The sequence below is a fragment of the Pseudomonas sp. K2I15 genome (assembly GCF_002204795.1).
In the GTDB taxonomy this organism is placed as follows: domain Bacteria; phylum Pseudomonadota; class Gammaproteobacteria; order Pseudomonadales; family Pseudomonadaceae; genus Aquipseudomonas.
Genome location: NZ_NIXO01000030.1, coordinates 64,462 through 77,610 on the forward strand (window position 1 = coordinate 64,462; position 13,149 = coordinate 77,610).

Genomic DNA, 13,149 nt, shown 5'->3' on the forward strand with positions numbered 1-13,149 from the left:
AGCCTGTGAGGAGTTTCCATGACTGCCATAACCATTACCGACGCCGCCCACGATTACCTGGCTGATCTGCTGTCGAAGCAGAACACCCCGGGTATCGGCATCCGCGTCTTTATCACCCAGCCCGGCACTCAGTACGCTGAGACGTGCATTGCCTACTGCAAGCCCGGGGAAGAAAAGCCTGAAGATACGGCGCTGGGGCTCAAAAGCTTCACCGCGTATATCGATGCTTTCAGTGAGGCGTTTCTTGATGATGCGGTGGTTGATTACGCCACTGATCGTATGGGTGGCCAACTGACCATCAAGGCGCCGAATGCCAAGGTGCCGAATGTTAATGCGGAGAGTCCGATTAACGAGCGTATCAACTATTACCTGCAGACCGAGATTAATCCCGGGCTGGCTAGTCACGGTGGTCAGGTTAGCCTGATTGATGTGGTTGATGATGGTATTGCGGTGTTGAAGTTTGGTGGCGGTTGCCAGGGCTGTGGCCAGGCGGACGTAACGTTGCGTGAAGGAATTGAGCGTACGCTGCTTGAGCGGGTTCCGGAGCTTAAGGGTGTGCGGGATGTGACTGACCATACGCAGAAAGAAAACGCCTACTACTAAGTAAGGTGTTCGCTGCGGATGTGGAGAAAACGGCGCCCCGTGAGCGCCGTTTTTTTATGGTTTAGATTCAGAGGGTTGCGTGAGGGATATGAGGTTTTGGGTTGGGTGTGTTGTGTACATATCCGTTGTTGCGGTAACGGCCTCCTATGGTTCCGCTCTTACGGCGGCCTGAAAGCCGACCTGAGTGTTAGAAGCAAGGGCAAGGGCAAGGTCCAGAGCGAAAGCAGAACTGCTTTTATGTGGGAGCGGGCTTGCTCGCGAAAAACCTGAGGGCGACGCGTTGAATCAGGATGCCAGCGTCATCGTTAACGACCTTCGCGAGCAAGCCCGCTCCCTCATTTGAACCGTGCCCGCTTTTGCTTTTGATTTTGCTTCACCACACTCAAGCCGGCCGGTAGGCCGCTGTGTTCTTGATCTGCTTTTGATCTTGATCTTAGGCGCCCCGTTAAACCACGCTGGCCGAACGCAGGTAGTACGGAGCGGGTAAACCGGCAGGACGCCGGTTTAGCCGCGACGGGGCAGGGACGCCCCGTCGCGGCGGCCCGCTTCGTGCTACCGGAGCTGAGGGCACACCGAGCCTAAGCGAGGTGCCGAGTGGTGGGGCAAGAGCGTTTTGCTTACTTTTGCGCTGTTCAAAAGTGAGCCGCTGTAAGAGCGGAACCCATATCAAAAATCACCTAAATAACGGATATGTACACTAACCCCAACCCTCAGGGCCGATACAAATGCGCATGCCCCGCACGATACAACGATGACTCACCAAAACTGTCACTGGCCAAAACCCGACCCACCACAATCAACGCCGTACGCCGAAACCCCTTGGCCGCCACTTTCCCGGCAATATCCGCCAACGTACCAATGGCCCAATCCTGATCCGGCCAGGTAGCCCGATGCACCACAGCAATCGGACAGTCCGCGCCATAGTGAGGCAACAACTCAGCCACGATCCTGTCCAAATGATTCACCCCCAAGTGAATCGCCATCGTCGTTCCATGCCGCGCCAGGCTACTGAACTCCTCACCTTCAGGCATCGCCGTCTTATCCGCATACCGCGTCAAAATCACACTTTGGGCAATGTCCGGCAGCGTCAACTCAGCCTCCAGCAACGCCGCACAGGCCGCCACCGCCGTAACCCCGGGAATGATCTGAAACGCAATCCCCAGCTCGCGCAAAAGCCGAATCTGCTCCCCAATCGCCCCATACAGACTTGGGTCCCCGGAATGCACCCGCGCCACATCCTGGCCTTTCTCATGGGCCGTTTTGATCAATCCAATGATCTGCTCCAGATGCAGTTCAGCACTATTGACCACCAACTCAGCCTGATGCCCTTCAAGCACCGCCGCCGGCACCAGCGAACCGGCATAGATAATCACCGGGCAACTGCGAATCAGCCGCTGCCCCTTGACGGTGATCAGTTCCGGGTCGCCTGGGCCTGCGCCGATGAAAAAGACAGTCATGGATACATTCCTGTGAAAAAAGCACGCGAGCAGCCCTTCAGATGAAGATTGCTCATGATCAAAGCAGACGATTATCGGGAATTTAGCCGGCGCAAGCCAATGCAAAAGTGGCCTGGGCGGTCTTTTTGCGGGTGATCAGCAAGGTGGCAGGGCCTTTGGACAGCTGTTCCGCCAGGGCCAAGGCGGCACTTTCCGCGACGCCGTAGCAGCCGGCATGAGCAAAAACAGTCTCTGACTTATGGCTCAATCGATCTTGATAAGGCACTAATTGCGCCGCACTGAAAAACGCCAAAGGCAGCTCCAGAACCTGAGCCAATGCCAGTAACCCCGGCTCACCCCGCTTGCGATCAATACTGGCCAACGCAGTGATGCGCTGACGCTCAATGCCACCCTCGGCGAGGGCGGCGTTGAACAGGTCAAGCAGGGCGTCGACAGAACAACCCCGCTGACAACCCAGGCCAACCGCCAGGATCATGCCGAATACTGACCATCACGGTTGCGGCGAAACAACCAGGCACTGATCAAGCCCAGCGCCAGCCAGAACGCAACGTTGGTCAACTGCGAGGCAATCTTGAACTGCGCTTCCAACGCCTGCGGCGCCAGCATCGAGTGGACTTCCGGTTGTGGCGCGCCAATCACGTGAGGCACCACCAGAATCGCCACGCCCAGCACTTTCAGCAGCCAGTTGCGACCGAACACGATCAGCGCGATACCGGCAGCAGTCGAGCCCGCCGCGCCGATCCACCAGATTTGCCGTTGCGCCAGATCCGCAGCCGCAGTGCCCGGCAATTCAGGCGGCAAACCCAGGGTCGGCGCCAGCACGAACGTGGCGTAACCGGCCAAGCCCCAGAGCAGGCCTTGAGCCGTGCGGGTCGGTGCACGCAAGGTGTACAGGCCGGCAAGCATCAGCGCAAAACCCACCGCCACCACCAAATTACCGCCAGTGGTAGACAGCACGCGCTGCCAGCCGTTTTCCGGCTCCCAGGCTTCGGCGTCGTGGGTGTGGGCAGCGGCGCCGGCATGCTCATGCACTTCAGTCGCGGCCGGGGCTTTTTCGAAGGTTTCTGCCTGCAGAATCAGCGGGGCGACCCAGAAGCTTTGCAGCAAGGTCAGCAACAAAGCGGCCAAAAGGCCGGTGAAACCTGCGGTTTGGGCAATACGCTTGATCATGTCGGCAGGTCTCAGTGGCACGGGAACGCGGCGCTGTGGCGGGTATCGTGGGCGGCGTTGTGCACCGCTTCGATGTGCGAGAAACCGGCGAAATACACAAGGCACGCGCCGAGGATCGACGCACCGATGGCAGCGGTCAGGCGTTGGCTCAGGGTGGCGGTGGTGCTGGCGGTAGAGGCGGTGCTGCTGATGATCGACATGGCGCGTCCCTTCTGGGTTTCAGGGTGCACGAGCGCATGAAAACCCCGCGAGCCAGGCACGCAGGGTTCTGAACAGCGCCCGCCCACCGCGGGTTTGTTATCTGATTTTTTCGGGCCGGTCTCCGGGCTTGCGAGGGGCTTTTGGCCTTAAAAACATCACCTTCCCATGCCGTAAAGACACAGTGGATTTGATGCTTCACTCGCTTACCGTTGCGGGGGCAGCACCGGACTCGTCACCTCCTTGAGTAAGGAATATGACTCACCGGTTTCCCGTTTCACCCCGTGAAGGGCACCCGAAACAAGATGTGTAGGAGAGCATGGGCGGGCGATGGGCGTCAAATCGCCGGTTTAATTCCAGCGTTTGAACAACACGCTGGCGTTTACGCCCCCAAACCCGAACCCATTGGAGATTGCGTATTCAATCGGCAACGGCCGGGCTTGGCCACGCACCAGATTCAGCCCAGCGGCGGCCGGGTCCGGGTTGTCCAGGTTGAGGGTGGCCGGGGCAATCTGGTCGCGCAGCGCGAGCACGGTGAATATCGCCTCAATCCCGCCCGCTGCGCCCAGCAGGTGGCCGGTCGCCGATTTTGTGGCACTGATCGCGACACTGGAATCGGCGCCGAATAGCGTATTGATCGCCGCCAGCTCGCCGTTGTCACCCACGGGCGTCGACGTGGCATGGGCGTTCAAGTGCTGGATCTGCGCGGCGCTGATTCCCGCCTGTGCAATCGCCAACTCCATCGCCCGGCGCGCGCCGGAGCCATCTTCCGGCCCCGAGGTCATGTGATAAGCGTCGGCGCTGGTGCCATAGCCCACCAGTTCTGCAATAGGCGTGGCGCCCCGGGCCAGCGCATGTTCCAGTTCCTCAATCACCAATAGCCCGGCACCTTCGCCCATCACAAACCCGTCGCGGCCTTGATCAAACGGGCGGGAAGCCAATGCAGGCGTGTCGTTGTAACCGTGAGACAGCGCACGCGCAGCAGCAAAACCGCCGAGGCTGACCCGGTGAATGCAGGCTTCGGCGCCGCCACACACGGCGATGTCGATTTCGCCTGCACGGATCATCCGCGCGGCATCACCAATCGCCTGTACACCGGCGGCGCAAGCGGTGACGGGGGAGCCGAGTGGGCCTTTCAACTGATGCTGAATCGACACGTGCCCGGCCGCCATGTTGCCGAGGAATGACGGAATCGTGAACGGCGACAGGCGGCGCGGCCCTTTGCTGTCAGCCGTCCGAACGGCTTCGGCAATCGCCGGAAAACCGCCCACGCCGGAAGCGATAATCGTCGCGGTACGTTCCTGCTGCGATGGCGTTTGCGGACTCCAGCCCGCCTGCGCCAAGGCTTCCTGGGCAGCGGCGAGGGCAAACACGATAAACCGGTCCATCTTGCGTTGTTCTTTTGCCGGGATGACAGTGTCGGGGTCAAAACCGGCTTCAGGGTCCTGAATGCGGTCCAGGACCTGGCCGCCAATGCTGATTGCCAGGTCGCCGACCAATTCCTGGGGTAGCCTGCGGATCCCGGATTCACCGGCCAGCAGGCGTTTCCAGGTCTGTTCCACGCCGGTTCCCAGCGGGGTCACTGCGCCCATGCCGGTCACAACAATTCGCTTACTCATGATCGCTTAGCTCCGCAAATTTCAGGTTGGTAGCAATGCATGGACGAAGCTATCATCATGAAAGTAACATCGGATAGCTTAAATTTCCGGGGTCGCCCCACAGAGGAACTGCAATGCAACGTAAGTCGCTGGTGAATGCCGAATGCCCGGTAGCGCGTGGACTGGAAAGGGTCGGCGAGTGGTGGAGCATCCTGATCATGCGCGATGCGCTGCAAGGCTTGCGCCGCTTTGACGAGTTCTCCCAGAGCCTGGATATCGCGCCAAACATGCTCACGCGCCGGCTCAACAGCCTGGTGGAAGCGGGGCTGCTGGAACGTCGGCAATACAGCGAGCGGCCACCACGTTTCGAGTACGTGCCGACGCCGGTTGGCGAGGATTTTCGGGTAGTGATCATGGCGTTCATCGGCTGGGGCAACCGCCACTTCGCCACCGAAGGTGAAAGCCTGCAGTTGGTCGACCGGCAGACCCGGCGCCCGGTGGAAGTGGCCGTGGTGGATGCCGACGGCGCACGCGTGCCCGTTGAGCAATGCAGCGTCCAAGCCGGCCCTGTGGCGAGCGAAGGCATGCTGGAGCGCCTGGCACTGATTCGCGCCAAACGCTCGGACATTGACCCGTCCCCGCGCACTGCGTAGCCTTGCACCTTCGAGGTTCTTCGGCCCAGGCCGAAGCTAAGAAGGGAACGCGGTCGATGCCGCGGCTGCCCCCGCAACTGTAAAGGGTTTATCTGACTGCCACGCCACTGCCTGAACAAGGCGGGAAGGCGCAGCCAGCGCCGGCCTCACCGCCGGCAAGCCCCAAGCCAGGAGACCTGCCTCGCAACCGATTTTCTACTTCAACCGGGCGGGGTGATCCGGTGGCGAATTCTGCTTCTGTGCACCCGCGCAGGGCCACTCGTCCCGTATGCCCGCCCCAAAGGGCATCCGATGAAAACACTGGCCAAACTCCCCGTCACCATCGTTACCGGCTTCCTTGGCTCGGGCAAGACCACCTTGCTGCGCCACATGCTGGACAACGCCCAGGGTCGCCGCATTGCGGTGATCGTCAACGAGTTCGGCGAGCTGGGCATTGACGGTGAAATCCTCAAGCAATGCTCCATCGGCTGCACTGAAGAAGAAGCCAACGGCCGTGTCTACGAGCTGGCCAACGGCTGCCTGTGCTGCACCGTTCAGGAAGAGTTCTTCCCGGTGATGCGCGAACTGGTGGCCCGTCGCGGCGACCTCGACCATATCCTGATTGAAACCTCGGGCCTGGCCTTGCCAAAACCCTTGGTCCAGGCCTTCCAGTGGCCGGAAATCCGCAGCGCCTGCACCGTTGACGCGGTGATCACCGTGGTCGACAGCCCTGCCGTGGCCGCCGGCACCTTCGCCGCCTTCCCGGACCAGGTCGACGCCCAGCGCAAACTCGACCCGAACCTGGACCATGAATCGCCACTGCACGAGCTGTTCGCCGACCAACTGGCCAGCGCCGACCTGGTGATCCTCAATAAATCCGACCTGATCAGCCCTGAAGACCTGGCCCGTGTGCGCCTGGAAGTGGCTGAAGAGCTGCCGCCGGCGGTAAAAATCATCGAAGCCAGCAGCGGTCGCCTGCCGCTGGAGGTGTTGATCGGCCTGGGCGCGGGCTCCGAAGTGCACATCGACGGCCGCCACAGCCACCACGATCACCACCACGAAGGTGAAGACGACCACGACCACGATGCGTTCGATTCGATCTCCATCGAACTGCCACAGGCTGACGAAAGCCTGCTGCTCGACGCCCTTACCCAACTGGTGGTCAAGCACGGCATCCTGCGAGTCAAAGGCTTCGCCGCCATCCCGAACAAACCGATGCGCCTGCTGATCCAGGGCGTGGGTACTCGCTTCGACAAGCACTTCGACCGCGCCTGGCGCGCCGATGAGCCGCGCGCCACGCACCTGGTGCTGATCGGCCAGGAACTGGACGCCACCTTGCTCGAAGCGCAACTGCGCGCTGCCCTCAGCGTTTAACCCATGCATCTGCTCAGGACCCAGCCCGGCGGTTTCGTCTCGGATGACAACATTGCCGACCTTGGCCAAACCCCCGCCGAGCTGGTGATCCTGTGCAGCGGCGATTCCAGCCTGGCGCTGCTGGCCGAAGCGGCCCAGCAGTTGCCCGAGGATTACCCGAGCCTGCGCCTGGCCAACCCGATGCAGGTGCAGAACCATGCCTCGGTCGACCTGTATGTGGACGAGGTGCTGCGCCACGCCAAGGTCATCCTGATTTCGCTGCACGGCGGGATTGGCTATTGGCGTTACGGTATCGAGCGTCTGGTGGAGTTGGCCGAGCGTGGCGTGCAACTGATTCTGGTGCCGGGGGATGATCGCCCGGACCCGGAGCTCAGCGGCCTCAGCACCGTGAGTGCCGAGGAGCGTGACCGGCTTTGGCACTTCCTGCGCCAGGGCGGTTTGGGCAACGCGCTGGATTTCTATCGTTGCCTGGCGGCCGGCTACCTTGGCCGCGATTACGCATGGAACGAGCCGCAAACCCTGCCGCGCACGGCAATTTATCACCCGCATAAAGCCAATGCCCGTCTCAACGATTGGCAGGCGGACTGGCAGCCTGATTTTCCTGTGGCGGCGGTGCTGTTTTACCGTTCGCACTTGCAGGCGGCGAATACCGGCTTTATCGATGTTTTTTGCCAGCGCTTGCAGGCGGCGGGTCTTAACCCGCTGCCGATGGCGGTGGCCAGTTTGAAAGAGCCCGGCTGCCTGATGGTGGTCGAGGACCTGCTGGATGAGGTGCACGCCTCGGTGATTCTCAACACCACCGGCTTTGCCCAATCCAGCCCCGAAGCGCCGCACCTGCGGCCATTTCGCCGCAATATCCCGGTGATCCAGGCGATTTGCGCGCAAGACAACGAGCCCGGCTGGCAGGCCAGCGAGCAAGGCCTGGGCCCACGGGACCTGGCGATGCACATTGCCTTGCCGGAACTGGACGGGCGCATCATCAGCCGGCCCATCAGCTTCAAGGATCTGGCCTGGCGCAGTGAGCGCAGCCAGTCCGATGTGGTGTGCTACCGAGCGCAGCCTGAGCGTATGGATTTTGTCGCCGAACTGGCGCGGCGCTGGGTCGAGCTGGCGCGGGTGCCGAATGCGGAAAAACGCATCGCGCTGATCCTCGCCAACTACCCGACCCGGGACGGCCGTATCGGTAATGGCGTGGGTCTCGACACGCCAGCCGCCGCGCTGAATATCCTGCGGGCATTAAAACTCGAAGGTTATCCGCTGCCGGACGTGCTGCCGGAAAGCGGCACAGCGCTGATTCAGGAATTGTTGGGCGGCGTCAGCAACGATCTGGACAGTCTCGATCTGCGCCCCTGCCACCAAAGCCTGGCGCTCGACGACTACGAAGCAATGTTCAACCGCCTGCCCGAATCCAATCGCCAGGCCGTGTTGGCACGTTGGGGCACACCGCATAACGACCCAATGTTCCGCGACGGCCGCATGATGATCGCCGGCCTGCGCTTTGGCCTGACCTTCGTCGGCATCCAGCCCGCCCGGGGTTACCAGGTGGACGCCAGCGCCGTCTACCACGACCCGGACCTGGTGCCGCCCCATGGCTACCTGGCGTTCTACTTCTGGCTGCGCCAGACCTACGGCGCCCACGGCGTGATCCACGTCGGCAAGCACGGCAATCTTGAGTGGCTGCCGGGCAAAGGCGTCGGGCTTTCCGAGAATTGCTGGCCGGACGCATTGCTGGGGCCGCTGCCGAATATCTACCCGTTTATCGTTAACGACCCGGGCGAGGGCGCCCAGGCCAAGCGCCGTACCCAGGCGGTGATCATTGACCACCTGATGCCGCCGCTGACCCGCGCCGAAACCTACGGGCCGCTGCGTGACCTGGAGCTATTGGCCGACGAATATTACGAAGCCCAATTGCTCGACCCACGGCGCGCCCGCGAGCTGCAAAGGGACATCCTCAAGCTGGTGCGGGAAACCCGCATCGACCAGGAACTGGCCCTGGACGAAAACCTCGACAGCGACGCCGACGCCGCGATCTGGCTGCCGCGCCTGGACACCTACCTGTGTGACCTGAAGGAGTCGCAGATTCGCGATGGCCTGCACATCTTCGGTGAGTCGCCCGAGGGCCGTTTGCGCATCGATACGTTGCTGGCGTTGTTGCGTATTCCGCGTGGCGACGGGCGTGGGCCGCAATCAAGTTTGCTGCGGGTATTGGCCAAGGCTTTTGAGTTGGGCTTCGACCCGCTGGATTGTGCCCTGGCCGAGCCGTGGACCGGGCGCCGTCCGCTGGTGTTGCAGCAGATTGACGCACAGTTGTGGCGCACCGCCGGCGACACCCGTGAACGCCTTGAGCTCTATGCCGCACGCCTGATCGAACAGGCACTGGAAGGCCCGGTAGAGCAGCTTGAAGAACCGGGCTGGGAAGACGTAAAGGCGGTGATCGAAAGCCTGCGCATCGTCGTCGCGCCGCGCCTGGATGCCTGCGGCCCGGCGGAAATGCGTGGGCTGCTGGATGCCCTGAGCGGGCGTTTCGTGCCGGCGGGGCCAAGCGGTGCGCCGAGCCGGGGCCGCCTGGATGTATTGCCCACCGGTCGCAACTTCTTCTCGGTGGATGTGCGCAACCTGCCGACCACCACCGCCTGGCGCATCGGCTTCCAGTCGGCAAACCTGATTCTTGAGCGCCACCTGCAAGACCACGGCGACCACCTGCGCCAGCTCGGCCTGTCGGTGTGGGGCACCGCCACCATGCGCACCGGCGGTGACGACATCGCCCAGGCCATGGCGCTGATGGGCGTGCGCCCGGTGTGGGCCACGGGCAGCCAGCGGGTGGATGACTTTGAAATCCTGCCCATCAGCCTGCTGGACAGGCCGCGTGTCGACGTGACCTTGCGCGTGTCGGGGTTCTTTCGCGATGCGTTCGCCAACTTGATCCGCCTGTTCGACGCAGCAGTGCAAGCCGTGGCGGCGCTGGACGAGCCCGATGACATGAACCCGTTGGCGGCCAAGGTGCGCAGCGAGCGTGAGGCCTTGCGCCTGTCGGGCCTGGACGAAGAGGCGGCGGCGAAGCAGGCTGGCTGGCGGATCTTCGGTGCCAAGCCCGGCGCCTACGGTGCCGGCGTGCAGGGCGCAATTGACGGGCGCTTGTGGCAGAGCCGCGAAGACCTGGCCGAGGTTTACCTGAACTGGGGCGGCTACGCGTATGGCGGCTCTGACGAAGGCACCGCCGCCCGCGAACAGTTCGCCCAGCGTTTGAGCCAGGTGCAGGCGGTGTTGCAGAACCAGGACAACCGCGAGCACGACCTGCTCGACTCCAATGATTACTACCAATTCCAGGGCGGTATGCTTGCCGCCGTGGAAACCCTGAGCGGCGACAAGGCTGCCAGTTATCATGGCGACCACAGCCAGCCGGACCTGCCGAAGATCCGCACGCTGAAGGAAGAGTTGAACCGGGTGATCCGTGCCCGGGCGGCCAATCCGAAGTGGATCGAAGGGGTGAAGCGCCACGGCTATAAAGGCGCGTTCGAGATGGCGGCGACCGTGGACAATCTATTCGCGTTCGACGCCACTACGGCGCTGATCGACGATCATCAATACGCGTTGCTGGCCGATGCCTACTTGCTGGACCCGGACACCCGGGCCTTTGTGCAGCAGCACAACCCGGACGCCCTGCGGGACATGACTGAACGTATGCTCGAAGCCCAGCAGCGCGGCATGTGGCAGGAGCCTGGGGCGTACCGTGAGGCGTTGGAAAACCTGTTGTTGGATATAGAAGAAGGCAGTTGATGACCGACCTCCCGCATTTCCCGCTGTCCGCTGTTGTCGGCGCCGACGACTTGAAACTGGCCCTGTGCCTGACCGCCATCGACCCGAAAATCGGCGGCGTGCTGATCGAAGGCCCGCGCGGCATGGCCAAGTCTACCCTGGCTCGTGGCCTGGCCGACCTGCTCGCCAGCGGCCAGTTCGTCACGCTGCCCTTGGGCGCCACCGAGGAGCGGCTGGTGGGTACCCTGGATCTGGACGCGGCACTCGGTGAAGGCCGCGCACAGTTTTCCCCGGGTGTGCTGGCCAAGGCCGACGGCGGGGTGCTCTATGTCGATGAAGTCAACTTGCTGCCTGACCACCTGGTGGACCTGCTGCTGGACGTGGCCGCCAGCGGCACCAACCTGATCGAGCGCGACGGCATTTCCCATCGGCATTCGGCGCGCTTTGTACTGATCGGCACCATGAACCCGGAAGAGGGCGAGTTGCGCCCGCAATTGCTCGACCGGTTTGGCTTCAACGTGACGCTGAGCGGGCAAACCCAGCCGGCCGAGCGTGGGCAAATCATTCGTCGCCGGCTGGATTTCGACAGTGACCCCCAGGGTTTCTGCACGCAATGGGCCGATCAGCAGGCCGCGTTGCGCGAGCGCTGCACCCAGGCCCGGGCGCTTTTAGAGAGCATCCCACTGGATGACCAGGCGCTGGCCCAGATTACCGAGCGCTGCTTTGCCGCTGGCGTCGACGGCTTGCGTGCCGACCTGGTCTGGCTGCGAGGCGCCCGCGCCCATGCGGCCTGGCGTGGTGCAACGGTCATTAGCGAGGAAGATATCGAAGCCGTGGCGGAATTTGCCCTGCGTCATCGTCGTCAAGAGCAATCACCACCCTCGACGCCGCCTGGTGGCGGTCAATCACCCAAGCCCAATGATTCACCTGAAGGCCAGGGCCAATGGGGCGATATGCTTGCGCCTGCGCTGCCGACGGGCGCTCGGCGGGATGTGCCCACCTGGCCAAAAAAGCCCTAGGCATCCGCCCCAGGCCTCACGCGGGGGCGGATGCACGGCCCAAGGCGGGTCGACTGGACAAGGGCCGGCGAGGGCAGGCGCGTAGCGCGGTCGAAGGTTCGATCAACTGGCCGGGCACCTTGCTCGGCGGGCGCCCGCAACGCCGTGAAGACCTGCTGTATCAGCTGCGTAGCCGCACGCCCCATGAACTGTGGCTGGTGATTGTCGATGCGTCGGCGTCCACCCGGCGGCATCAGGCGCTGAGCGATGCCAAGGGGTTGCTGGCCCAACTGTTTGACGATGCCTATCGGCAGCGGGCGCGCATGGCGTTGCTCACCGCGAGCGGGCAATCGCCGAAGTGGCAGGTGCAGGGATTGAAGGCTGCTAAGGGACTTGGTCATTGGCTTGACGGGCTCGGTGCAGGCGGCGGTACACCGTTGCTGGCGGCGCTGACAGAGGCCGGCCATTGGCTTGTGACCCGGCGCAAGCGGTATCCGGCGGAGCAGCAGCGTTTGCTGGTGGTCACGGATGGGCGGCTGAAGGATGTGACGGGGTTGCCGCAACTGGACTGCCCGGGCGTGCTGGTGGATATCGAACGTGGCCCTATTCGGTTGGGGAGGGCAAAAGAGCTGGCGACCGGATTGCGGGTGGACTACTGGCACATTGATAACTTGTAAAAAGTCGAAACGGGAAGCGCCTTGCTTGTAAAGAGGAACCTTCTGACATTGTTCACCGATAGCAAATCTTTACTCTCTGGCCTTTCGCAAAGTCCAGGGATGAAAAGGCATGACCTCCAGCGCATCACCATTCCCGTTTTTCGATCACAGCCGCCACAAACTCACCGTTCGCGACGTCGATGCACGGCTCGATGTTCTCGCATTCGAGGGCACCGAAGGCCTGAGCGAACTGTTCAACTACCGTGTGGAATTCACCAGCACCGCCCGCGACATCGCTGCCGAGAAAATGCTCGGTCAGGACGCCACCTTCAGCTTGTACAGCGCACCGCAGCAATCGCCGATGCGCGGTTTCATCCCGCCGCCTGTCACTCCGTTGCGAACGCTTCATGGCGTGGTCACCGGCTTCAAGCGCCTGTCCGGTTCCAAAGACGAAGCCCGCTACGAAATCACCCTGGAACCACACTTTGCCCTGCTGGGGCGAGGCCAGCAGTTCCGCATCTACCAACACCAATCCGTCCCGCAAATCGTCGAAAGCATCCTGCGCAACCGCCACGATTTCAGAGGCCAGGACTTCTTCTTCAACCTGGTGCGCGACTACCCCAAGCGCGACCAGGTCATGCAGTACGGCGAGAGCGATCTGGACTTCATTTCCCGCCTGCTGGCCGATGTGGGCATCTGGTACCGCT

Annotated in this window: 12 protein-coding genes and 2 riboswitches; of the genes, 7 read left to right on the plus strand and 5 right to left on the minus strand. The window is 62.4% G+C overall.

Annotation, left to right across the window (positions count from 1 at the left end; genetic code table 11):
• The first annotated feature begins 18 nt into the window (after positions 1-18).
• Entirely contained in the window at positions 19-603 is a 585-nt protein-coding gene (nfuA, locus tag CEC48_RS18575) for a Fe-S biogenesis protein NfuA (RefSeq protein ID WP_088425061.1), read from the plus strand.
• Between the two features lie 710 nt (positions 604-1,313).
• On the opposite strand, the gene cobM is transcribed toward nfuA, so the two are convergent.
• The 5 genes from cobM to fabF form a co-directional block, all read right to left on the minus strand.
• A complete protein-coding gene (gene cobM / locus CEC48_RS18585; protein WP_088425062.1) occupies positions 1,314-2,060 on the minus strand; it encodes a precorrin-4 C(11)-methyltransferase in 747 nt (248 codons plus the stop codon).
• 82 nt (positions 2,061-2,142) lie between these two features.
• Complete coding sequence (locus CEC48_RS18590; protein ID WP_088425063.1) at positions 2,143-2,535, minus strand: cobalamin biosynthesis protein; 393 nt, start codon at positions 2,533-2,535, stop codon at positions 2,143-2,145.
• Positions 2,532-3,230, minus strand: coding sequence for a CbtA family protein (locus tag CEC48_RS18595; protein ID WP_088425064.1), 699 nt, complete (start codon positions 3,228-3,230; stop codon positions 2,532-2,534). Before CEC48_RS18595 ends, CEC48_RS18590 begins: the two co-directional genes overlap by 4 nt.
• 11 nt (positions 3,231-3,241) lie before the next feature.
• Positions 3,242-3,430: a CbtB-domain containing protein gene (locus tag CEC48_RS18600; RefSeq protein ID WP_003217883.1), complete on the minus strand. Its 189-nt coding sequence runs from the start codon at positions 3,428-3,430 to the stop codon at positions 3,242-3,244.
• A gap of 95 nt (positions 3,431-3,525) precedes the next feature.
• A riboswitch (cobalamin riboswitch) is annotated at positions 3,526-3,742 on the minus strand.
• 36 nt (positions 3,743-3,778) lie between these two features.
• Positions 3,779-5,047, minus strand: coding sequence for a beta-ketoacyl-ACP synthase II (gene fabF, locus CEC48_RS18605; protein ID WP_088425065.1), 1,269 nt, complete (start codon positions 5,045-5,047; stop codon positions 3,779-3,781).
• 113 nt (positions 5,048-5,160) lie between these two features.
• Between fabF and CEC48_RS18610 the strand changes: the two genes are divergently transcribed.
• From CEC48_RS18610 to vgrG, 6 genes are all read left to right on the plus strand, one after another.
• Complete coding sequence (locus CEC48_RS18610) at positions 5,161-5,679, plus strand: helix-turn-helix domain-containing protein (protein WP_088425066.1); 519 nt, start codon at positions 5,161-5,163, stop codon at positions 5,677-5,679.
• Positions 5,676-5,878: riboswitch (cobalamin riboswitch) on the plus strand. (Overlaps the previous gene by 4 nt.)
• A gap of 92 nt (positions 5,879-5,970) precedes the next feature.
• Positions 5,971-7,032, plus strand: coding sequence for a cobalamin biosynthesis protein CobW (gene cobW, locus CEC48_RS18615; RefSeq protein WP_088425067.1), 1,062 nt, complete (start codon positions 5,971-5,973; stop codon positions 7,030-7,032).
• A gap of 3 nt (positions 7,033-7,035) precedes the next feature.
• Positions 7,036-10,809, plus strand: a complete 3,774-nt coding sequence (cobN, locus tag CEC48_RS18620) for a cobaltochelatase subunit CobN (RefSeq protein ID WP_088425068.1) — start codon at positions 7,036-7,038, stop codon at positions 10,807-10,809.
• Positions 10,809-11,807: an ATP-binding protein gene (locus CEC48_RS18625; RefSeq protein WP_088425069.1), complete on the plus strand. Its 999-nt coding sequence runs from the start codon at positions 10,809-10,811 to the stop codon at positions 11,805-11,807. Before cobN ends, CEC48_RS18625 begins: the two co-directional genes overlap by 1 nt.
• 53 nt (positions 11,808-11,860) lie before the next feature.
• Entirely contained in the window at positions 11,861-12,463 is a 603-nt protein-coding gene (locus tag CEC48_RS18630; protein WP_088425072.1) for a VWA domain-containing protein, read from the plus strand.
• A gap of 109 nt (positions 12,464-12,572) precedes the next feature.
• On the plus strand, positions 12,573-13,149 hold a 577-nt coding region (vgrG, locus tag CEC48_RS18635; RefSeq protein ID WP_141099688.1), incomplete at its 3' end, for a type VI secretion system Vgr family protein.